The sequence below is a fragment of the Moritella sp. 36 genome, from assembly GCF_018219415.1.
In the GTDB taxonomy this organism is placed as follows: Bacteria; Pseudomonadota; Gammaproteobacteria; order Enterobacterales; family Moritellaceae; genus Moritella.
In genome coordinates this window covers 2,529,657-2,552,690 of record NZ_CP056120.1, presented here as the reverse complement: position 1 = coordinate 2,552,690, position 23,034 = coordinate 2,529,657, and the positions used below count along the sequence as shown (strand labels likewise).

The window sequence follows — 23,034 nt, the reverse complement described above, 5'->3', positions numbered from 1 at the left end:
CCTTTAATTACATGTTTTTCAACAAGTTAAAATACGCTTGTATCTTGGAACAAGCCTACTTTAAGATCTTTTGCAGTATAAATTACTTTACCATCTACAAGCATTTCAGCGTCAGCAATACCCATTACCAAACGACGAAGTACAACACGCTTCATGACAATTTTATAAGTCACTTTTTTATTTGTTGGTAATACTTGACCTGTGAATTTAACTTCACCTACACCCAGTGCACGTCCTTTACCTTTAGCGCCATTCCAACCTAGGAAGAAGCCAACTAATTGCCACATTGCATCTAGGCCTAAGCAGCCTGGCATAACAGGATCACTGTCGAAGTGACAGTCGAAAAACCATAAATCAGGAGTAATATCGAGTTCTGCAATGATTTCGCCTTTACCGAATTCACCGCTTGTACTATCAATGTTTAGAATGCGATCCATCATTAGCATATTGTCTTTTGGAAGACGAATCTCAGAATCAAATAACTCACCGTTACCACATTTAACTAAATCTTCTTTATCGAAGCTGTTACGCTCTGTTGCTGACATAGGTACCACTTGAACCTCTAATTCATTTATCATAATAATATCCTTGTTATTTCGGAGCTATCTTAGCGTACATATGTACGCCTAACAAGTCCAATCAGTTGTTACGTCCCTGTTTAAAGGTTATTCTAGCGTACAATTGTTTAAGTTTGGTTACAAAAACAGATTCATCGTCTTCTAATTTTTCATCAATCTCTTCGGCGAGTTTCTGAATTATACTATAGATCCCTTCATCTTCATCAAGGTCACCAGCTTTGATATCCATTAACAGCTCTATGGCTTGGTCAATGTGCGTAATAGGATAGATTGCCAGTTGATTATCGTTCACTGCTGTTATGAGCTTATCACTTAAATTCAAATTTACAATATTAGCCGCAGGAATCAAAACGCCCATATTGGTTTGTCCGTTCAATTCACAGATACGCAGGAAACCTTCCAGCTTTTCGTTAATCCCACCAACTGCAAGCACAGTACCAAATTGGTCGATTGCACCGGTAACAGCGAGGTGTTGCGCAATCGGCTTCTGCGCGAGTACAGATAGTAATGCGCAGGTACCAGCTAATGCGGCGCTATCACCATCAATTTCGCCATAGGATTGTTCAAAGACTAAATTGGCACTAATAGGAAGTGGCATTGGTTTAGCAAACGTGTGTGTAAAAAAGCCCTGAATAATCATCATAGATTTAGCATGTATATTACCCGCTAACTCGGCTTTGCGTTCAACGTCTGAGATATCACCGTCACCATTTAAATGTCCTGTTGCTGTAATACGAATAGGTTCACCAAAGCTTTCTGGGTGACCATCTATCTCAAGAACAGATAAACCGTTTATTTGACCTATTCTAGCGCCATTGGTTTCTAAGATAACTTGTTTTTCGATAATACCTTCGTTACTCAGTCTAATGTGCGAATTTAACGCTTCATGTTGCAGTGTTAACACGGTATTTAAGGTATCACGGTCAATCATGTCTAACTTTTGTTCAGAGGCAACATGATGGCAATAGCTCAACAATGTCATTAATTTTGATTCATTTAAGCTAAGGTAGTTATTATGTTCACACCAACGACTGCTTAGTTGAAGTAGACGTGTTAGCCCACTTGAAGACAAGGGAAGTAACTGAGACTCAGTAATTAATGATTTAATATAACCGATGTATTTTTCGATATTTTGATCTGTGACATTAAACTCAGCAGGAAAGTCGATAAATGAATTTGTAATACTCGTCAGTTCTCTATCACCTTCAGCTAATTGGCTAATGGCAAGTCGGTCACCGAGTAAAATGACTTTTACATCGATTGGCGCTGGATCTGGTTTTAATTCTGTTTGTACTGCTTGGTTACTTGAGCGCCAATCCAATTTACCTTGTTTGATTACTGTTTTTAATTGAAACCATAGGTCAGGATTGTTAATTAACTCATCAATCTTGATTAGGATATAACCACCATGCGCTTGGTGTATTAGTCCTGGCGTTAATTGAGCGACATTACTGCTGTAACTGCCGTTTGTATAAAGCGTGTCTTGATTACCAAATAAAGTAGTTTGGGTAAGGTTATTTGTATCAACGAGATTCGGTGTTGCAGTCTCGCCATTGGTAATGATTTTAAATGCCTGTTCAACATTAAACTCATTGAGGTTCAATAACAGCGGAACAAGACACGGGTAGGGCTTAATGATACACGAGTTTAACTGTTCGTCCGCACATTTACCTGTCGTAATAATGTTGTCAATAACTTGCTTGAACAAGACTGTTTTGTCTCGCCAAATTTCAAACGCATGTGCAGGTCCTATTTTTGTTACATCTTCGATATAACAAATGGATTTAGCACGTTTAGTCGACATAGAGGACAACATATCTGAAAAGGATTTAGTATGTTCAAAGCCTTCAAAATCGGTTGCTACAAGTAGTTTAGCGCTTACTGTATTGTGGAATAATGTGAAGAGTCGATTATTTTGAGGATATAACTGGTCTCGCTTTACTGTATCAAACTCATCGAGTTTACAGCGCGAACCTAGATCAAAGGCAGGGACTAATTTATCAGCAACAATTTTCTCAATTAACAAGGCTATCACTCATTGGAAGGTAGATAGTTAAATTATATGAGATTGTCGTATAAACAGATAGGATTATTCACATGTTGTCATGAATTGATGGTTTAAAGCGGAATTAATAACCAGAACTGACGGTGTTAACAAAAATGGTCATCATTTTATAAGTGGTTATATTTACGATTATAGTCCAAAACTAACCCCATAAAATGTGTATAAGCTGATACACATTAGGGGTTAGCAGGACGCTTGATTAATGTTCTCTGATTACCACATTAGGTCATCAGGGATCTGGAAATCAGCATATGGGTCGTCTTCTTCAACTTCCGTTGCGGTGTTTTCATTCAGTACCAGTACGTATGCTTCATCAACGGCTCTAATTTTGTCGATAGCAATACTCGGCATAACATAAGATTTACCTTCAAGCACACATAAGCCAATTTGACCTTTGGTTAATGCGTTATAGCTTGGTTGATCGACAGATAGTGTCTTAACCTTGTTATCAAGCACGTAGTTAAACGACAACTCACCAGCGAAATCGGTGATGTGAAGTTGTTGAATCATTTGCTTCACTTTACCATGCTCGGACTTAAGCTCAATTTTTTCTTGGATCACTTTATTTCGATCTGCATCTAACTGTGCTTGAGCTTCTTTTTGGGCTTTAATATCATCTTGTAGGCTCGTGTCTGCACTTGCCTGATTTTTGCGTACGGCTTTATTTTTCTTGTTTTTTTCTTTGCGGATTTTTTTCGCTTTTTTCTCATCGCCTAAACCGGCCTTTAAAAGCTGTTCTTGTAGTGATGCCATGGTTATGAATTCCTGTAGTTTTCGTTTATGCGCGGATCATAGCAGTGTTAACTTTAATTCGCTAGATCCAAACACGGATAGACATTGTCATTGATTTTAGTGATCAAAAAAGGCGGTGATTAGCCGCCTTTTTAATATCAAATTAGGTAGTAAGTGTGTTTATTGCTCGATACCTGTAATTAACCATGGTGCATTTTCTTGTGTCAGGTTACGTTCTAAATGCCACACTTCGTTGATGTCTGCTTCTACATCTTCATGGCTATCACGGTAGCGACCACTAAATTTAACACTTACTTGCGAAAGTGATGCTGTAGATTCTGCACGAACTAACTCTGCGTCAAGGAACATTACTTCTGTATGTTGCTCGCCTTCAAGTTCTTTACGTTGTACACGTAATTCGTTGTATAGCTCGATGGATACGTATTCTTGGATTGTTTCCAAATCATTTTCATTCCAAGCTTTCTGTAGTGTTTTATAATGACTACGCGCACCTGTTAAGAAATTCGTTAGATCAAAGTCTGCAGGTAGGTTAAATGGCACCTCATTGCTTGAACCAGAAAAACCGCCTTGGCTTGCAGTGTTAAACGTTGCATCCGTTGGCGCTTCTTGTCTAAATACTGGCCCCGATGCTGTTTGCGGTGAGCCTTGTTGCGATGCTGCTTTTGCGCGCATCATGCCTTTGAATAGGCGGAATAATAAGAAGGCAACACCGGCCATGATAATCATGTCCATGAATTGGAAACCTTCAAAAGCACCACCAAACATAGATGCGATTAAGCCACCAACGAGTAGGCCGCCTAACATACCGCCTAGCATGCCTTTTTTGCTCATTCCTTGTTTAGCAGGTGTAGCAGCCGCAGGTGTTTGTTTTTGTGGTGCTGTCTTGTAGCTCTTGCCAAAAGACTTACTACCACCGAATTTTTTAGCGTGTACTTCAGGCGCCGCTAATGAGAAAGCGAATACCATCATTAGAACAGTTAAAATATTTTTCATTATATCCCTTCAATTAATACAAATGTCGTACGCGTATTTTACGTAACTGCATCATAGCAATGGTGTCGCGGGCGTCAATTGCCTTTGGTTACTATTTACACTAGTTGACATAAAATGTCGGTAAAATTATTTTATTTAATTAATAAAGTGATCTGTGTGGGGTTTATTTATTCTGGATATAGAATACTTGGTTATAATAAAAAGGAGTGGAACACTCATTACAATGAATATATAGCGAATAGTATGAAAGCAAATTTGAGAGAGATGAATTTTGATACTAGCGAAAATAATAGCAATGGTCGGTTTATCGGTCTCATTAGGTGCATATGCTAATGAGACCGATATCAAAACGACAACCCCCGAGATTAAACCCTTTGTAGTTGGTGGTGGTGATGGGAAAGCATCAGAATTACCCTGGCAGGTATATCTAGAGATAGAAAAGGGCGGTACCACCTATGCTTGTGGTGGTACGTTAGTGACTGATAGGTGGGTTGTCACCGCTGCTCATTGCATAAATAGATTTGAGAGTAGTTCAGTGTTTAGTCCTGTTCATGCAGACCAACTCACCGTTTACTCCGGTGGGATAGATCGGTCATTGAAGGATGACATGTCGAATAATAGTGTTATGCAGGTCGTTGCTAATCCACTATATGATCATTCAACTCACACTGGGGATATCGCGTTACTTCAATTATCTAAACCTGTAGAGCTACCTGCACAAGCAATTAGGTTAATGGACGACGCATTGCAAGTGGATGCGGACTTAGAATTTGATCATGGCGTTAGGAATAATGTGGTCTTATCCGGTTGGGGACGTACATCCACCGATGGTATAAAAAGTACGAACATTTTGCAAAAAATAGTGCTTGATGGCACCGATGATGATAGCTGCGCTCTCGCTTGGGGCTGGTCGGGTTTTGAAACAAGTTTTATTTGTGCAAACGCATATAATAAAGGCTCTTGCAGTGGCGATTCTGGCGGTCCGCTCATATGGCAAGATAAAAATGCGATAAGCGATAATGATCGAGGTTACCGATTAGCAGGTGTCGTAAGCTTTGGTAATGCACAACAATGTGCTTTAAATTCATTACCTGATGTTTACACCCAAGTTAGCAGCGTTTATGACTGGATTGTAGATGAAATTAACAAAACGTGTGTATATACAGAACCGGAGTCTTCTTTTACACAAGATATATTTATTGTTGAAGCGGCACCCCTGCTACAAAGTAAACAAGGTGGCGGGATAGGTTATTCATTCCTATTTATATTAACGAGTTTACTGCTATATCGTCGAAGAAACTAAAATTGAGAATATCTCTATCTAATAGGCCTATACTTACGCTATAAGATATTTATCTAGGGTGTAAGTATGGTTAACCTAAAGCTGAATCTTAACCGCCTATCAATTTGTTTCATTCTTGTCATCCTATGGTCTAAACCTGTTCTTCCTCAACCTTACGCTATGCCCATACTCGGTTCAAGGCTCATTGGTCAGCCGATACAATATACAGTGAAAGTGGGGGATTATTTTCATGCGATTGCGGAGCAATACAATGTCGGTATGATGGCGTTAATGGCATCGAATCCGACTGTTGATCCCTTTTTGCCCCGACCAGGGACTGTGCTTGATCTTCCAACCAGCATGCTGTTGCCTGACGCGCCATATAAAGGGATAGTGATTAACTTACCTGAGCTCAGGTTGTACTACTTTCCGCAAGATAAAAACATCGTGCACGTATTTCCCGTTGGTATTGGGCGGGAAGGGCGTAAGACACCACAAATGAACAGCTTTGTTAAAGCAAAGGTCAAAGATCCTATCTGGACTCCAACGCCCTCTACGCGTGCTGAGTATCTAGAAAAGTTTAAAACTGTGTTACCTCGTTATGTTGAGGCTGGTGAACATAATCCATTGGGGCGTTTCGCCTTGCAACTTGCTTATGGGCAAAGTAACTATCTTATACATGGCACGAATCAAAGTTTTGGCATTGGGATGAGGATAAGTGCGGGTTGTATTAGAATGAATCCAGATGACATTGAGTTGTTATATGCTCGCGTAGTGGTAAATGAACCTGTGAGGATTATAAATAAACCAGTTAAATTCGCGGTTGAACCGAATGGTCAGTATTTAGTTGAAGTGCATACCCCTTTGTCTTCTGAAACATTGGATGAAGATTTTAACATTACTGAGGTTCTTGATAGATTTGAAGATCATAAGCTTAATGAAGAGGCTCTCAATAATGCGTTACTGCTACATTATGGGTTACCTGTTAATGTCAGTATTTAATACGAGGTGAATTGTTAATAAAGGGAAATAGGTCAACGCTCACTATTGCTAACCTATCCAATGTATCGACCACAACAAAAAACAATGTTGTTAATTATTTGCTATAAGATGCGGCGATGTTATCGATGCGTGAGTTCGCTCGTTGTGCTTCTTCCGAAGCTTGTAGAGCCGCTGCTGCGTTAGATCCAATGTCAGACTTCATACTTCCTTGTTCAGATTCTAACACTTTCACTTGGGAGGTTAATTTACTGACTTGAGATGTCAAACTACCAACACTATTTTCTAGGTCGGCGTGATTTGCACAACCTCCAATGAGTGCTGAACTTACAATCAATCCAGCAATAAGTAATTTACTGTTCATGAAATACCTCTGTTTGTTAGCTTCGGAACATGCATACAACATTTTCCACTATCAGAGTTAAGTATGTCAGAGGTTAGATAATTTTCCACTTAACACTCTATTGTTTTTCCAATTAACAAATATTTATACATTATTTATAATTTCAACGGCCTCTGTTCACGTACTATTTTAATAGTTAAATTAGTTATATATGTCTATGATGACATCTAGTTTATTGATATCTGAAGGAGGTGGACGACTATCAAGTATTTAACAGGGATTGTTATAACTACAAATTTATTCATGGCTCATCATGTAATAGCTAAAGATAATTATTTTACTTTTCCGCATGAATTAGCCTATTTTAGCTCAGAAAAGCAAAAAGAAGATCAGATTAATGCGTGTTTGTCATCGAATGTGACCTCTGCAGAAGGAACTATGACGGTTGAAGTGCTAAGAGAGTTTTGTAATGAGGTTAAACCTAACTCGCTTAATCAGCGTATGGAATTAGAAAAAAGCGCAGACAACAACCCATTTGCTTTGATTCCCTATAAACCAAACTATATATTGCCTGTTACATATTCGCAGGGAAGCAATGAACCTTATAAAAACAATAATAAGGAATATGATTTTGATGATGTAGAAATCCAATTCCAAGTTTCATTAAAGTATATCGTCGCTGAGGACGTTATAAAGTCCGGATTTGACGTGCTGCTTGCTTTTACTTCTGTGAGCTGGTGGCAAGCGTATAACTCCGACAGTTCATCACCATTTAGAGAAACAAATTATGAACCTGAGATGATATTTCAATATAGTGAACCTTGGGATTTGTTTGGATTACCTGTCGCTATCACTGCGCTTTCTTTAAATCATCAATCTAATGGTCAATCTGGCAGTTTGTCTCGAAGTTGGAACCGTATCATAGGGACGATGGCATTCGCTCATGATGATGTTGTTTGGGCTGTTCGTGGCTGGTGGCGTGTACCTGAAGACAAGAAGCTCACTCCGGATTCATCACAAGGCGATGATAACCCCGATATCGAAAAATATTTAGGTTATGGCGATTTAAATATGGTTTGGAAACTACCTTATAGTAATAGTTTAGATTTTAAATTACGAAATAATCTAAGATCGGATAATAAAGGTTCGATACAAGTAGGCTGGTCCTTTCCGTTGAGTAAACATTTATTTGGTTATGTCGAGTATTTTAATGGCTACGGCGAAAGCCTTATATATTATGATCAACACGTTTCGAGAATTGGTGTCGGTTTTAGATTAACGAACTGGTTATAATTTGGGAATGGAGTGAGCAAGATGTTCTATATCTCGATGCAAAAGTGATTCATCGGCTAAGTTTAACTGAACTAAACGACGAAGTTCTGAAATACTATTAATATCAATTCTCGTACAACGTAACCCTAAAACATGCTCTTCATTATGAACTAGAATGGCTTCCATAATGATGACTTGTTCTTGGGTTAGGCTGATTGACAGTGTCATTAGCTGATTAATATTGAACTTTACATTTCTTGGTCTGGTACAGGATAGTCCACGTAAAGATAAATCGATTACATTTGTTGACCATTGATGCCCATTACAAGTTAACATGGCATTATGATCAAATAGTATTCGTTGAAAGTGACGCTTATTATTCATAATACTATCCTTAATAATTCTCCTGTATAACTTAATACTTTAGAGCAAAATGATTCATTTTGCTGAATTTTTAGTACTAATTACGTATCTAATATGATTTTATCATAGCCCCATTTGAGTTGGAGCCAATGAAGTGTCGCGTTTCCTGTTTTTTTTCATATATCATCGTTTATTAAGTCTATAACAGCTTGTTTGTTTAAAAAGATCAAGGTATATATGTGAAGATATGTCATGAAGTATATGGCGTAAAGTAACTATTTTATTAAATACAATTAAGCCTGATGTTGATTTGAGTATAATAAATGAACGAAAAGGGTTTATATTGTCTTATTTCACTCTAATCGTACATATTTATTAATATAAGGATAATTTCCAATTTGTTACTGTCGGACTATAAAAGTAAATAAATAACAATAATGAGAGGTTATTCGTATGAACAAACATTTATTCGCGGCTATTTTTAGTGCTAGTACATTTATTTCTACAGGTGTGATGGCGGCAGATGTCGATTTTCCTCATTTAGAAACCACAGGTATGGGTGAAGTGATTGCTAAGCCAGACATGGCCGTATTCTCTGTCCAAGTATCTGAAACGCGTAAAACAGCAAAAGAAGCAAAAGAAGTTGTCGATAATGCAATTGCTGCATTTAATGGGCGCTTGAAAAACGAAGGGGTGGCACGTACGGATATTGAAAGTTCTAACATTTCACTTCGTCCTGAGTATCGCTACAAGAGAGATCAGGAACCTAAACTTATAGGGTATCAGGCAAGTAGACAGGTGACAGTAACTGTCAGAGATTTAAATAAACTTAATAATTATTTGGATGGTGCGCTTGGCGATGGTATTAATAACATTAATAATATTCAACTGAAAGTAAGTAACGAGCCTAAATTTATAGAACTAGCACGACAAGCTGCAATCTTAGATGCAAAAGAAAAAGCACAGTCACTTGCGAAAGGGTTTGATGAAAAGGTTGATGGTGTTTGGAAAATCACTTACCGCTCATCACAACCTCGTCCAATGTTAATGAGGTCTATGCTTCTTGGCGCAGCAGCAGATGTAGAATCATCTTATCAAGATGATAAAATTATTATTCGAGACCAAGTTGATGTGGTATTTCGCCTCGAAGATTAATTAGCTATTCAGAGTAACAACTTTATTTAGCTTAGGATAGACTCGTTTATCCTCGATTAAATGAGTGTTACTAGCCGTCAGTCTCGATTTATGGCTGACGGTTATATCGTCTAGTCTTTATAAATAAACGTCCTATTATTGACGCAAGTAACATCTAGGTCATTTAGCTTCGAGGGGTCTCCAACAAAGGTTTTGATATTTTGCTTAATACAGTCCCCATCTTCAGAAAATAGAACAACATGATCAAGCGTATCATCTATAATAACCCGGCTGTTTGCAAAATCTTTTTTGATCAAATATCCCCATGCTAACGGTGTCTTGTAATCATTAGCACCTTGAGTAATCAGCACAGGGACACTATCATTTTTAACTGCTAAGGCTTCCTCTTCATCGGCCTTTTTTACATCCCATATTTTACACATCAGTGCGGTATAGTCCGCTTGAAAGCCAATATCGAAGACCTGTTGTACTTCACTTGGCCAGTTCACTCTTTCTGGGTTCATTTGTTTGTAGTAAGCAGGAAATCCATATTCTTCAGAACAATATACTGTTAACAGCATACCAATAAAATCATCTGGTATGTCAGTCTCCTCGTCTTGAGCGGATTTGCTCCTCTCTATTAACTCCTTTACTTCACTTATTGGTAGCTTAGCGAAAGCTGGAATTGTATATCTGAATTGCTTCTCTTCTGTTCTTTCGTAGGCAGTGAAATCTAGCAGTAGGCTTAAGTAGTACTCATGATCTTCTTTGGACAATTGAATAATTTGACTTTGAATCTGACTTTTTAGTGTGTTTGAATCACAGACTAAAGGAGATCGATTACAAACCTCAATAATTCGTTTAAGGTTCTCATAATTAACCCATGGATCGTCATAAAGTCCGTTAACTTGGATTGGGAAGATGCCGTCAAGTACCATTGCTTTAATCCCTGACTCTGTTTGAAAACCTTGTTTTATCAGGCGGTCTTCCTCACGTAATATAGTTATTGCTAATCTTGTGCCGTAAGAGATACCAGCTAGCGTCCATTTATCTTTAAGCTCTCCTATCGCCTCGAGTTTTTTACGTAATACAATAAAATCTAAAGCATTGTTTTTACTATTAAACTGGTTTAAATCTATGCCTCTATTTTCAAATTTTGATTTACAAACTGTTATATTTGTTTCATCGTTACTGCTTTCAAACTCACAGTATAGCGCTGGAGATGAATAACCAGTTCCTCTTTGATCAACAAAGTAAATATCATTTTCATCACGAATAGGACTTTCACCATAGAACGATAAGTCTGTAATGACAGAGCCTCCTGGACCACCTTGCAAAAAGGCAATCGCGCCTTTTTTACTACTGTTAATTGAGTTGGCTCTAGCGACGGCTAACTTAATCATTTTACCATTCTTTGGATCAGAGTAGTCCTCTGGTACAGTCAAAGTCCAGCATTGTTTGACAAAGTCTGGAGGGGTAAAGGATGACGTTTTTAGTTTAAAGTCGGAACAAGGTATTGAATCCAAATGCGATATGGCTAAAGCAGATGTGAAATTTTCGAACGGGGAAGGCGGCTTTTCAGCGCCACTATCACCGCCACCAGAACCGCCACTATCACCGCCACAAGCGACTAAAGAGCTCAAGATAACCAATGTAAGAACATATTTGGCTGTGGATCTCATAAGTAATTTACCCTAAACGTGAGCAATAAGTCTTACTAGTTTAGCTTATAACTTACAGGTTTCTTATTTAACATTATCAAACTATGCTGTCGAATCTGGATCTACAGCCCATAGAATCGGTGTGGGGATTAGGTCAACTGTGTGACTAACCGCCAGTCAGGACTCATGACTGACGGCTATATCGTCTAGTCTTTATAAATAAATGTCCTATTATTGACGCAAGTAACATCTAGGTCATTTAGCTTCGAGGGGTCTCCAACAAATGTTTTGATATTTTGCTGAATACAGTCCCCATTGTCAGAAAATAGAACAACATGATCAAGCGTATCATCTGTAATAACCCGGCTGTTTGCAAAATCTTTTTTGACTAGGTTCCCCCATGCTAACGGTGTCTGGTAATCGTTGCCACCTTGAGTGATAAGTACAGGGACAGTATCATTATTCACTGCTAAGGCTTCCTCGTCAGCGGATTTTTTTACATCCCATATTTTACATGCGGTAGGGGTAAACTCCATGTGAAAGCTATTATCGATGACTTGTTGTACTTCACTTGCCCAGTTAGCTCTTTCTGTATTCATTTTTTCGTAGTAAGGAGGAAATCCATACTCTTCAGCACAAATAACAGATAAGCCCATAGCATAAAAATCATCTGGTATATCTTCCACCTCGTTTAGAAAGTCTTCGTAAACCTCCAGTAATATCTTAACTTCACTTATTGGTAGTTTAGCAAAAGATGGTATTGTGTATCTAAATTCCTCCTTTTCTGTTCTTTCGTATTCTATGAAATATAGCAGTAAGCTTAAGTAGTACTGATGATCTTCTTTGGGCAAATCAATAATGTGACTTTGAATCTGACTTTTTAGTGTGTCTGAGTCACAGACTAAAGGAGATCGATCACAGACCTCAATAATGCGTTTAAGGTTCTCGTAATTAGCCCATTTAGCGTCATCAACCCCGTTAATTTGAATTGGGAAAACGCCGTCAAGTACCATTGCTTTAATTCCTGACTCAGTTTGAAAACCTTGATTTGTCAGGCGATCTTCCTCACGTAATACTGTTATAGCTAACCTGGTACCATAAGAGGCGCCAACTAGCGTCCACTTATCTTTGAGCTCTCCGGCATCCTCTAGTTTTTTACGTAAAACAATGAAATCTAGCGCATTATTTTTACTATTGAACGCGTTAAAATCGACGTCATTATTTTCAAAATCGGACTTACAACGTTTTAACTTTTCTTCGTCGGTACTAGTACCTGACTCACAGTATAACGCTGGTGTTGAATAGCCAGTTCCTCTTTGATCAACCAAGTAAATATCATTTTCATCACGGATCGACAGTGTTTCGAAGCCTTCGGAATCAATTACTATGTTTCCACCTGGACCGCCTTGCAAAAAGGCAATCGTGCCTTTTTTATTATTATTAGCTGAATTGGCTTTAGCGATGGCCAACTTGATTGTTTTACCGTTTTTTGGTTTAACGTAGTCCTCTGGTACAGTCAAAGTCCAGCATTGTTTGACAAAGTCTGGAGGGGTAAAGGATGACGTTTTTAGTTTAAAGTCGGAACAGGTTATTGAATCTAGATGCGATATGGCTAAAGCAGATGTGAAATTTTCGAACGGAGAAGGTGGCTTTTTAGCGCCACTATCTCCGGGACCTGCCCCCCCACCAGAGCCGCCACAAGCGACCAAAGAGCTGAAGGTCACCAATGTAAGAACATATTTGACTGTAGATCTCATAAGGAATTTACCCTAAACGTGAGCAATAAGTCTTACTAGTTTAGCTTATAACTTATAGGTTTCTTATTTAGCATTAGATTATCGAAGGAACCTCCATCTACAGCCCCGCGGTCACTACTACCGCTACTTCCTTTTCATTGAATGTAATTTACGCAGAAAAAAATTGACCTTGTTAGATAACAAGGTCAATTTTTAATTAATCATTTAGGGGATTATTTTGAATAGCTAATCGGTTTTGTACTTAATACTACATGATCTAAATAAGCTGTTGAATCACGATCTACAGCCCAGTCGTTACTGTTGCCACCGTGCCAAAGCTGGAAGTATTGATAGTTGATCGCATACTTTCCATTTTCAGAGAACGTCATATCCGTTTTCTCAAGTACTTTAAAGCCATTTACATATATTGTTACAATACCATTTTTCTGGTTTGCATTATTTATTTTTACATATTGTTCGATAAGGTATGTTTTTTCACGTTTAAATGAGAAGTTCTTACCTTCATGTTGATAATCAATTTCATCACCACATTTGTTGGTCTTATCTTGGTGATAGAAATAACCTATCGCACGACCATTTTCACGAAACATTGATCGTAAACTGAAACCGTCGTCTTTGCCGACAGTATTACAAGCATCAGGTTTATTCTTTATATCCGGATTCAATCCTGCTAATCCAGGTAATTTACCGCCCATAGAAAAGTCATAATTTTTGCCAAATATAATTTGATATGAAAAATACAGTTCGTTATGTTCGTTTAAATTCTTACCACTCGAAATACCTTGATAAAATTCATCTTTAGGGTGTGTTACCGCTAACTGTTTTGAACCATTTTTATCTAAAATATTTGCTTCAGCTTTATTATGAATATGACCCCATTCATTGTTAAAGTCTGTGTTAAGCATAGCTGATGTATATGTACCATTTTGACGGTGATCAAAATCGATATAATCGATAATACCTGGTGTGTTTTTATAATCTACATTTGGTACATTATCATGAATTTTTGCAGGATCTAACGGTTCTTCAGGTTCTACTGGTTCTTCAGGGTTTACTGGTTCTTCAGGGTTTACTGGCTCTTCAGGGTCCACTGGTACTACTGGAACTTCAGGTTCAGGTTTTTCTGTTAAGGGTTTGTCATCTGTGCTGCTGCCACCGCATGCAACCAAGAATGTGATCGTGAATATACAAAGTAATAAATTTTTCAATTCTGAATCTCTTTTCATTAGTTTAGATAAACTGATTCAGCGACTACTTCTTCACTGAATGTAATTTACGCAGACAAAAAATTGACCTTGTTATCTAACAAGGTCAATTTTTAATTTATCATTTAGAGGATTATTTTGAATAGCTAATCGGTTTTGTACTTAATACTACATGATCTAAATAACCTGTTGAATCACGATCTACAGCCCAGTCATTACTGTTGCCACCGTGCCAAAGCTGGAAGTATTGATAGTTGATCGCATACTTTCCATTTTCAGAGAACGTCATATCCGTTTTCTCGAGTACTTTAAAGCCATTTACATATATTGTTACAATACCATTTTTCTGGTTTGCATCATTTATTTTTACATATTGTTCGATAAGGTATGTTTTTTCACGTTTAAATGAGAAGTTCTTACCTTCATGTTGATAATCAATTTCATCACCACATTTGTTGGTCTTATCTTGATGATAGAAATAACCTATCGCACGACCATTTTCACGAAACATTGATCGTAAACTAAAACCGTCGTCTTGGCCGACAGTTTTACAACCATCAGGTTTCTTATCTATGTCAGAATTCAATCCTGCTAATCCAGGTAATTTACCGCCCATAGAAAAGTCATAATTTTTGCCAAATGTAATTTGATATGAGAAATACAACTCATTATATTCGGTTAATTTTTTACCACCCGAAATCCCTTGTTTATAGTGATCTTTAGGATGGGTAATAGCTAGCTGTTGTGAACCATTTCTTTCAACAATATTCGCTCTGCCAGTAATTTTACCCCATTCATTGTTAAAATCGCTCTTGAACAAAGCTGCTGTATACGCACCATTCTGATGATTCTCAAAATTAATATCATTGATAATACCAGATGCATTTTTGTAATCCACATTTGGCACAACATCATGAATCTTACTTGGGTCTAGCTCTGGGTCTGGAGTTGGGTCTGGAGTTGGGTCTGGAGTTGGATCTGGAGTTGGAGAGGGATCTTCTGGATCTGGTGTTGGGATCGGAGTTGGAGCTGGCTCTGTTTGAGTTTTATCATCTGTTGATGAAGACCCACCACATGCAACTAAAAAGATACTTGTAAAAGCGCAAAGTAATAAATTTTTCAAATCTGAACCTCTTGGCATTTGTTCGTTATGGTTAATTTATACAGCAACTATCTATTCACTAGATATAATTTACACAGGCAAAAATTAACCTCGTTAAATAACAAGGCCAATTGTGAATTAATAAGTTATGGTTTTATTTTTAATAGCTAACCGCTTTGAACCATTTCTATCTAAAATATTTACTTTAGCTAGATCACCTATAGTTCCCCATTCATTGTTAAAATCTGCATTGAGTATCCCGGCTGTATATTCGCCGTTATGGCGTGCTCAAAATCGATGTATTTTGTGTCATCTACGTTTGGCACAAAATAATAGATTTTTCGAATGAACACCTAGCCTATCTCTAAATGATTTTCAGCATACTAACGGCATTATTTGACCAGTACAAGTGGCTGGGTTTATGCTGTTCGATACTTACTGTTCGTAAGTGATTGGTTTAAATTTCTAAGTATTTGATAAGAAAGGACTCGAAATTAATTGAAAAAAATATCAATTTATAGTGTTAAATCGTAAAACTGTGCTATGGAGATTTCAGCTGAATTTTCGGGAAAGTCAGTATAAAATTCGAGCTAAGCAGTTTTCATTATAGAAAAATGACTACTGCAGTAATTTAATAATTTTGCAATAGGGTGAGAGGTATTGAGCAAGTAGTCGCTGAATATACGTAAAATAGTGCTGCTTCTCAAGTAAGTAATAAGGATTAAATGCAAACTACTTGCTCCAATCTGGGAATGCTAACTCTGGTTTTAAAAAGTAATAATCGTTATTCTTCCTTTCCTGTAATTCTTCGTTATTATAGAAATAACAAATCCTAATAAATGTAATTAATACTAATGATTAAAATAATATAAACAAAATATGAAAAGTAACTAGGCTAAAAGTATGGGTGAATAAATAAAGAAAACATTTAAATATAAACTAGACACTAATCTTAGGTGTTATTTATAACATAAGAATAATAAACCAAAGTCGATATTATAATAATAAATAATAAATAATAAATAATAAATAATAAATAAATATATCGACACTATTTTATAATATATAACTTGTTTTATTCATTGTTTTTTATTTAGGTCTATACTAGAGATCTATTGTTACAATATAGAAAAAGTTAATTACCATTTAGAGTATTATCATTTAATTTTTAATCATTATAATAGATAACATTTAAATTTTAAAAGGTATTAATTTTGTTAGCTTTTTTACTTCGAGTAAATGAAGGTTCAATTTTTAATTTGCGAGATAATTATGATCGTCCGTGATAACCCAAGTGTATTTAGGCTTTTTTTCATTCTTAAAGGTTCGGTTATTCCGCTGATATTTCCACAGGTTCTATTTATTACATTACTTAGTACTTTAGTTGCAATCGCACATTTTAAATATCCGATTATTCTTCCTACATATACTGTTGCACCGTTTACCTTATTAGGTGTCGCGCTATCGCTGTTTTTAGGGTTTCGTAATAATGCATGCTATGAGCGTTGGTGGGAAGCGAGAAAATTATGGGGACAGCTAATTGTTAATTCACGAAGCATAGGTAGGCAAGTATATTCATTTATAGATAATGATAAAGAAGGTGGTGAGTTGATGCAGAGGCGACTAATCAATCTGACCATAGCTTTTAATCATGCATTACGGCATCATCTTCGCCATTCAAAACCTTGGGACGATATTGGAAAATATCTTGAGCCTGAAGATTTAGCGTGGCTAAAAAAAAAAGAAATGTACCCGATTCGATATTACGTCTAATGGGGTTAAAGTTAGGAACTTGTAGACATAAAAAACTATTGTCTGATTTTTTGGTTCAAAGTATCGATGAACACATAACATCAATGACTGCAGTGCAAGCGGGCTGTGAACGAATTGCTAATACGCCATTACCTTTTGCATATCGATTACTTGTGCAGCGTACCGCATATTTATATTGTATCATTTTGCCATTTGGACTTGTTGCTTCGCAAGGTTTTGCGACACCACTATTTTGTGCCATTGTTGCTTATACTTTTTTTGGATTAGATGCGTTAAGTGAAGAGTTAGAACAACCATTTGGGCTATCTTTCAATGACTTACCTTTGCATTCGATGTCTATAAATGTTGAAATTGGTTTACTTGAGATGATGGGGGAGACAGACTTACCTGAACCAATAAAAGCGAAATCACATTTGCTAGAATAACATTGGATAATGAGATGATAACAAGAGGTTTGTTATCATCTCAAATTGTTTTTAGAACTTGTAACTTGCAGCTACGTATGCAGAACCAATAACTACGTCTGTATCTTCAGTTGTACGGGTCTCAAATGAGAACGCATCTGCTTCATAACCAACACGGAAACTTACACCAGATAATGCAGCTGGTGTATATTCTAGACCTAAACCAAGGTGAATAGCTGTTGCGTCATCATCTTTAAGTTCTTTTCCTGATTGACCTAAATCTAGACTTGCAAGACCAATAATACCAAATGGACGTAAACCATTCTGGAAAGTGTAACCAAGGTTAGCAGATACAGAAAACGTTGTTGCATCCCACGTATATAACTTACCATTGAGTTTATAACCTTTATCAGGCGTGATTTCACCATATTGTGTGTATTGTGCTTCAATTGCTACGATACGGTTAAATTGATAGCCACCAATGAACTTTAGCGTTGTGCCATCTGCGTCTTCATCGTACATAAGGCGAGAGTTATCTAGATTCACATTTGTTGAACCTACACCACCACCAATGTAGAAACCTGAAACATCTTGATTTGCTTGAACACTTGCAGTTAATGCTAGCGCAGTTAAAGCGCCTAATACAGTAATTGATTTCATTTTTTTACCTTTATTTTTATTTATATATAATATGATAATAACTGGATTATATAGGCTTGTGATCTTTATACAATAGTATACCTATTAAGTAATGTAAGTGCATGTAAGCTATAGCTGTTTATTATTCAGGTTGATTAACTAATACGTTAATGCTTGGTAAAAGAGGCTAACTTTGGGCCTGCACGATAAATTATCAAAGCGAATAAAATTAAGCTACAACCGGCTAACTTTGTTAATTCCATTTTTTCACCATACCAAAGCATACTTAAAACAACAGTCCAGGTTGGTTCTAAAATCATAATAATGGCAGCATTTGATGTTGTCGTATTTTTTTGACCTGCAGTCTGAAGGGCATAGCGTAAACTTGTTGCAATTAATACACTCATCGCAAGCCAGCCCCAAATTTCCAATTCAATTTGCTGAGGCCATGTTTCAGATAATAGTGATAGGAGTACTCCAAGAACACCGGTGACGAATAGTTGGATACAAGTAAGAACCAGTGTCGGAATTTTTTGTGCAAAATGGCTATTTAAATTAAATTGCATGGCAAGCATAACAGCCGAAAACATAAACCAAATTTGACTACCTGAGATAGTCCAACTACTCCCTTTTGACAAAAGAATTAAACCAAGTATTGCAAAGGGTAGTGAAAACCAAAACATTCTAGGAGGTCTGTTTTTAAAAAAAATCCAAGCGATAATAGGGACAAACAACATTGATAAGCTCATGATGAATGCGCCTTCACCTAGTGAGCTACTATTGGCGATGGCATAAATCCAGATTAAAATTGCAGAACCAAGAAAACAACCGACACTTGCAGCTCCAAGTAAGGTTGCCCGATCAATGTTAAAAAGTGTTCGATAACAAAATGGTAATAATAGTATGGATGCAAGAATAAATCGTAATCCGATGAAACCAAAAGTCGGTAATCCTTGAATCGCCTCTTTAGAAAATATCCATCCAGCTGAAGCAAGTATTGTTGTAATGACAAGGATTAAATCAGCACGGCGGTTATTGGTCATCTCATTCCTAGAAAATTTTAATCGGGATATTATTCTAGCTACATTCTATCGTTAAATAGATATTCATCCCACAAAATACAGCGCTAATATTGCTATTTATTACATTATATTGGTTTAAATCTCGTTATTTATCAAGGCTACTGGTTTATCTCACTTAATTTTAATGATTCACTGAAATTTAATCATCACACCTCAACGCCAAAGTAAGTTGTTGATAATCATGGGTTTATGTTTATTTTAGTGTGCTAACTACATTTTATACATTGTTTTAAACCGTATAATGACATTCATTTTGTCTCATTTTTACGGGGTTAGATAAATAGCTGTATATAAACACAGTTATCTATTATCTTGTTAAAGAGCTATATTTCACTGGGATATACAATGACAGTCGTGATTTTGCTTTAAAATGGTGTTAAATACGTCATTCATAACGCCTTGATCTGCACATATCTTGTTGATTAATATGGTCTATTCCGCATTTCGATGGTTTTTTTGTGTGCTGTATGTGAAATCTATAGTTTGGTGGCTAAGATTATCCGTAAATATTAAAAAATAGGCCTAAAACTCTATTGTACGAAATGATATTTCAGTGCTAATAGACGCTTATTAATTAATGTATACATCATTTAAATGCAGATATACATTCTATTTATTTTGATTCATAAATCTATTTAATTTCAGATCTAATTCCATCATTTCAAAGCTGTGTAATCATTATTGCTATCACTATATGCATCACTTAATGAATTTGAATTAATAAAATAAAATTCAATGCGCATTCAACACTGCTCTCTTTATTTCGTATAATGACCGTTAAGCGAAATAAAGACATTGATATCATTGGTATTTATAGGTGAATTATTAGTTTTATATATAGGTAGGTACTTATATGTTTTGAATAATCACATTGAGATTTCACATGTATTGATATTAATGTTCGTAGAGTGAACTCAATTAGGCGTTCAAAATTGACCCTCCTATTGAACTAAAATGATGATATAATGAATTCAATTAATTTCTTATTTTTAAAGAAAGCATTCTTCTTAACTTAATCCGTGGTAAATATTATGAAGATTAAACCAGACGCAGTTCGAAAAAACAGTACGATAAGAATGTACGAAAACTTACTCGAAAAATTAGAAAGCATAAGTGATCAATGTAATGTTTCTAAGAGTCAGTTTGTTGAAGGTATGCTTGCAGACGTTTTTGAAAATGGCATGAGTGATTTATTATTAGGGACGGGGATTATTACTGTTCATCTTAGTAATAAAATAACGAAGAGGCATGTTGAAAATGTGTTGATCGAAAACTATCCTAAAATAAAAAATACACTTTATGTCGAGACGGATAATGATGAAACAGAAATTACAGTTAACTTAAACGGTAATGAATTTAGCCATCATGATACAGCGTGCATGTTTCATTCAATATTGAATGAGATGGTAAATTTAATTGATGGTTAAAGACTGTTAATTATAATTGGAAAGGGCATGACCTTTCCAATACATATTAATTTTAATCTGCTGTCATCTCTTCCAATCTTTCTCTGAATTCACGTACTGTCGCAAATTTATTATTCACACCTCGGGTGTAAAGTTCAACCATGCGTAAAGTTTTCCAACGACCAGCTCGCATAACCAACGAATCATCAAAACCAGCACCGACAAGATCACAAGATGCACCAACTCGAGCAGAGTGACCACTAAAAGGCCGTTCGGGTAAGTCTATATGTAAATCAAAACTGACAGATTCATTATACGCATTAATTTGATGCCAGGTATTTGCAAACACAAGTTCAACCGTTTTCGTTGATATTGGTTTGTCATTTGGGTTTGGTGATAGCGAACTTGGTTTTAGCCTTTCCAGTTTACCGCCTCGTGGTGTTGTTCGTTTAAACAGGTATTGCCCATGATGTTCGGTTATTTTTTGAAGGTACAGTGGTAATAGCTTTGATGTGAATTTACTCAAGTGAACAATTGAACCATCTAACGATTTATCTGTTTTCGTATTCGTGATATTAACAGTATAAAGGCCGTTGGTTTTATGTAGTTGATCTATGAACAGATGACAGGCTTCACTTTCACGGAGCAATCCATCGTAGCAAATGTTGAGTAATAATGTATTTCGGATAGAGATCAAGGATGATATATCAAGTCGTTCATTTACAAATTTAAGGTGCTCATAAGAAAACGCCACAGCTTGCTTACGTTTAACGCCCAGCTTTACCTCTTGTTTCGAGATGATTTTTAACCTAGCTGTGATCACTGTTTTGAAATAAGGGATCTCTAAACCTGCTAAAGCATGGACCTTTGATACTGCCCATGCGTAAATTCGTAGTGTTTGAGCTTTACATCCTCGCTCATTTTCCTTTATCAGAAATGCTTCAAGCACTGTCGCATCTTGTAATGGTAAAGGGATAATATTACGACTGAGGCAATATTCATTGAATTTATTCACATGGAAATGCAGTGATTTAAGTGTGTTTTCTTCTAACTGTTCTTTACGATCACTAAACCTGAGTAGGTTTTCGATGTGTTCTTCACTAAGGTTAGTTAATGGAATTATTGAGTTATTACCTATATTTATCAATGCTTTAGGCATTTTAATCCCATTTGGTTGCTTAATCTAAAATATTAACGTGGCAATTATAACATCTACAACTGTATAAGCAACCAGTGTAAATGGTCTTTATTTTCGTGCGCTACGTGAAATCTGAAGATGTAGTGGGGAACCTAGCTAGTTAAATTCACGTAGGAGCGATAATTCAACAAGTTAAAGTCGCATTAAACGAGATAAATGTGTTTAATCCAGTAAGTTTTAACAAATATTTAAACTATTATTAAAATATAACTTGCAAGCATACCGCTCGGTCGGTATCTTATATGTACAAGGTTTAGATAAACTTATTTATCAAACGCAGTCTTTGTAATATGGGTAGATAAAATCTATGGTTGAAATTAGAGATTCAGAATTAACGAGACAGACTATTTTAGAGATCACCGCGGCTGAAATGTGGAAAAATGGCTACAAAGCCACGAGTTTGTCGGACATTATTTCGAAAGCAAATGTGTCTAAAGGCGCGCTTTACCATCATTTTAAAAACAAGCAAGCATTGGGTTATGCTGTTTTTGAAGAGATTTTTGCTGCTCAATTTTACGCAATGTTTGAACCTGTTTTAGCTCAAGAAGATGCTATTACTGCATTATCAGAACTTTTTTCTGTTATACCAACGATGGGTTGTGAAGACGATATGATTGGTGGTTGTCCAGTGAATACCATTTCACAAGAAATGTCTTCGCAAGATGAAGGCTTTCGACAACGTGCAAACACCATGTACCAGAAGAAAGTTCAGATGTTTGCCGAGGCTTTTGAGCGTATGCAACAAGCAGATAAAATTAAATCCGAAGTCGATTGTCGAGCATCTGCTTTACTTATTGTTTCATGTTTTCAAGGTATGATGAGTTTGGTTAAGGTCTCTCGTGATCGACAGCAAATGATTGATTTACTTGAAGGTATGAACAATTACTTAGGCACTCTTCGAGTTTAAGTAATCGTAGATAGAAAGAATAATACTCATATTTACTCGCAAAGTACAGTATTTATGTCTATTATTTACGGTGGAAATGAGGTTTAAACGTTACTTTAAGAAGTGATATTTAAACTTT

At 36.5% G+C, this 23,034-nt stretch carries 19 protein-coding genes and 1 pseudogene; 7 read left to right on the top strand and 13 right to left on the bottom strand.

Annotation, left to right across the window (positions count from 1 at the left end; all coding sequences use genetic code 11):
- Window positions 1-26: 26 nt before the first annotated feature.
- The 4 genes from fabA to HWV03_RS11415 all read right to left on the bottom strand — a co-directional run bounded on the left by fabA (window position 27) and on the right by HWV03_RS11415 (window position 4,389).
- Window positions 27-545, bottom strand: a complete 519-nt coding sequence (fabA, locus tag HWV03_RS11430; protein WP_211675836.1) for a bifunctional 3-hydroxydecanoyl-ACP dehydratase/trans-2-decenoyl-ACP isomerase — start codon at window positions 543-545, stop codon at window positions 27-29.
- Window positions 546-639: 94 nt separating this feature from the next.
- The gene (locus tag HWV03_RS11425) at window positions 640-2,613 is read right to left on the bottom strand and encodes an AAA family ATPase (RefSeq protein WP_255546781.1); all 1,974 of its coding nucleotides are present in this window, start codon (window positions 2,611-2,613) and stop codon (window positions 640-642) included.
- 243 nt (window positions 2,614-2,856) lie between these two features.
- Window positions 2,857-3,396, bottom strand: coding sequence for a DUF2058 domain-containing protein (locus HWV03_RS11420; protein ID WP_211676022.1), 540 nt, complete (start codon window positions 3,394-3,396; stop codon window positions 2,857-2,859).
- A gap of 159 nt (window positions 3,397-3,555) precedes the next feature.
- Window positions 3,556-4,389, bottom strand: a complete 834-nt coding sequence (locus HWV03_RS11415) for a Tim44 domain-containing protein (protein ID WP_211676021.1) — start codon at window positions 4,387-4,389, stop codon at window positions 3,556-3,558.
- 271 nt (window positions 4,390-4,660) lie between these two features.
- On the opposite strand from HWV03_RS11415, the gene HWV03_RS11410 reads away from it, so the two are divergent.
- Both HWV03_RS11410 and HWV03_RS11405 read left to right on the top strand, forming a co-directional pair.
- Window positions 4,661-5,692 (top strand): S1 family serine peptidase, encoded by a 1,032-nt coding sequence (locus HWV03_RS11410; RefSeq protein WP_255546780.1) that lies wholly within the window; start codon window positions 4,661-4,663, stop codon window positions 5,690-5,692.
- Between the two features lie 66 nt (window positions 5,693-5,758).
- Window positions 5,759-6,673 (top strand): L,D-transpeptidase family protein, encoded by a 915-nt coding sequence (locus tag HWV03_RS11405; RefSeq protein WP_211676020.1) that lies wholly within the window; start codon window positions 5,759-5,761, stop codon window positions 6,671-6,673.
- Between the two features lie 94 nt (window positions 6,674-6,767).
- Here HWV03_RS11405 and HWV03_RS11400 read toward each other — a convergent pair whose 3' ends face one another.
- Window positions 6,768-7,034 (bottom strand): Lpp/OprI family alanine-zipper lipoprotein, encoded by a 267-nt coding sequence (locus tag HWV03_RS11400; protein WP_211676019.1) that lies wholly within the window; start codon window positions 7,032-7,034, stop codon window positions 6,768-6,770.
- Between the two features lie 282 nt (window positions 7,035-7,316).
- Here HWV03_RS11400 and HWV03_RS11395 point away from each other — a divergent pair, with 282 nt between their 5' ends.
- The gene (locus HWV03_RS11395) at window positions 7,317-8,306 is read left to right on the top strand and encodes a phospholipase A (protein WP_255546779.1); all 990 of its coding nucleotides are present in this window, start codon (window positions 7,317-7,319) and stop codon (window positions 8,304-8,306) included.
- Here HWV03_RS11395 and HWV03_RS11390 read toward each other — a convergent pair.
- A complete protein-coding gene (locus HWV03_RS11390) occupies window positions 8,301-8,669 on the bottom strand; it encodes a PilZ domain-containing protein (RefSeq protein ID WP_211676018.1) in 369 nt (122 codons plus the stop codon). The genes HWV03_RS11395 and HWV03_RS11390 overlap by 6 nt on opposite strands.
- A gap of 432 nt (window positions 8,670-9,101) precedes the next feature.
- Here HWV03_RS11390 and HWV03_RS11385 point away from each other — a divergent pair, with 432 nt between their 5' ends.
- Window positions 9,102-9,803: an oxidative stress defense protein gene (locus HWV03_RS11385; protein WP_211676017.1), complete on the top strand. Its 702-nt coding sequence runs from the start codon at window positions 9,102-9,104 to the stop codon at window positions 9,801-9,803.
- A gap of 110 nt (window positions 9,804-9,913) precedes the next feature.
- Here the strand turns inward: HWV03_RS11385 and HWV03_RS11380 are convergent, their stop codons facing one another.
- The 4 genes from HWV03_RS11380 to HWV03_RS11365 all read right to left on the bottom strand — a co-directional run bounded on the left by HWV03_RS11380 (window position 9,914) and on the right by HWV03_RS11365 (window position 15,528).
- The gene (locus tag HWV03_RS11380; protein WP_211676016.1) at window positions 9,914-11,464 is read right to left on the bottom strand and encodes an alpha/beta hydrolase; all 1,551 of its coding nucleotides are present in this window, start codon (window positions 11,462-11,464) and stop codon (window positions 9,914-9,916) included.
- Window positions 11,465-11,649: 185 nt separating this feature from the next.
- On the bottom strand, window positions 11,650-13,200 hold the full coding sequence (locus HWV03_RS11375; protein ID WP_211676015.1) for an alpha/beta hydrolase: 1,551 nt from the start codon (window positions 13,198-13,200) through the stop codon (window positions 11,650-11,652).
- Between the two features lie 212 nt (window positions 13,201-13,412).
- On the bottom strand, window positions 13,413-14,408 hold the full coding sequence (locus HWV03_RS11370; RefSeq protein ID WP_211676014.1) for a polysaccharide lyase: 996 nt from the start codon (window positions 14,406-14,408) through the stop codon (window positions 13,413-13,415).
- 130 nt (window positions 14,409-14,538) lie between these two features.
- Window positions 14,539-15,528, bottom strand: a complete 990-nt coding sequence (locus HWV03_RS11365; protein ID WP_211676013.1) for a polysaccharide lyase — start codon at window positions 15,526-15,528, stop codon at window positions 14,539-14,541.
- A gap of 1,218 nt (window positions 15,529-16,746) precedes the next feature.
- On the opposite strand from HWV03_RS11365, the pseudogene HWV03_RS22775 reads away from it, so the two are divergent.
- Window positions 16,747-17,705, top strand: a pseudogene (locus HWV03_RS22775) (bestrophin family protein).
- Window positions 17,706-17,756: 51 nt separating this feature from the next.
- On the opposite strand, the gene HWV03_RS11355 reads toward HWV03_RS22775, so the two are convergent.
- Both HWV03_RS11355 and HWV03_RS11350 read right to left on the bottom strand, forming a co-directional pair.
- Entirely contained in the window at window positions 17,757-18,344 is a 588-nt protein-coding gene (locus HWV03_RS11355; RefSeq protein ID WP_211676012.1) for a porin family protein, read from the bottom strand.
- Window positions 18,345-18,490: 146 nt separating this feature from the next.
- Window positions 18,491-19,366: a DMT family transporter gene (locus tag HWV03_RS11350; RefSeq protein ID WP_211676011.1), complete on the bottom strand. Its 876-nt coding sequence runs from the start codon at window positions 19,364-19,366 to the stop codon at window positions 18,491-18,493.
- 1,070 nt (window positions 19,367-20,436) lie between these two features.
- On the opposite strand from HWV03_RS11350, the gene HWV03_RS11345 reads away from it, so the two are divergent.
- Window positions 20,437-20,832, top strand: coding sequence for a hypothetical protein (locus HWV03_RS11345; protein ID WP_211676010.1), 396 nt, complete (start codon window positions 20,437-20,439; stop codon window positions 20,830-20,832).
- Between the two features lie 52 nt (window positions 20,833-20,884).
- Here the strand turns inward: HWV03_RS11345 and HWV03_RS11340 are convergent, their stop codons facing one another.
- A complete protein-coding gene (locus HWV03_RS11340; RefSeq protein WP_211676009.1) occupies window positions 20,885-21,970 on the bottom strand; it encodes a tyrosine-type recombinase/integrase in 1,086 nt (361 codons plus the stop codon).
- Window positions 21,971-22,316: 346 nt separating this feature from the next.
- Between HWV03_RS11340 and HWV03_RS11335 the strand changes: the two genes are divergently transcribed.
- Window positions 22,317-22,916, top strand: coding sequence for a TetR/AcrR family transcriptional regulator (locus tag HWV03_RS11335; RefSeq protein ID WP_211676008.1), 600 nt, complete (start codon window positions 22,317-22,319; stop codon window positions 22,914-22,916).
- Window positions 22,917-23,034 lie beyond the last annotated feature (118 nt).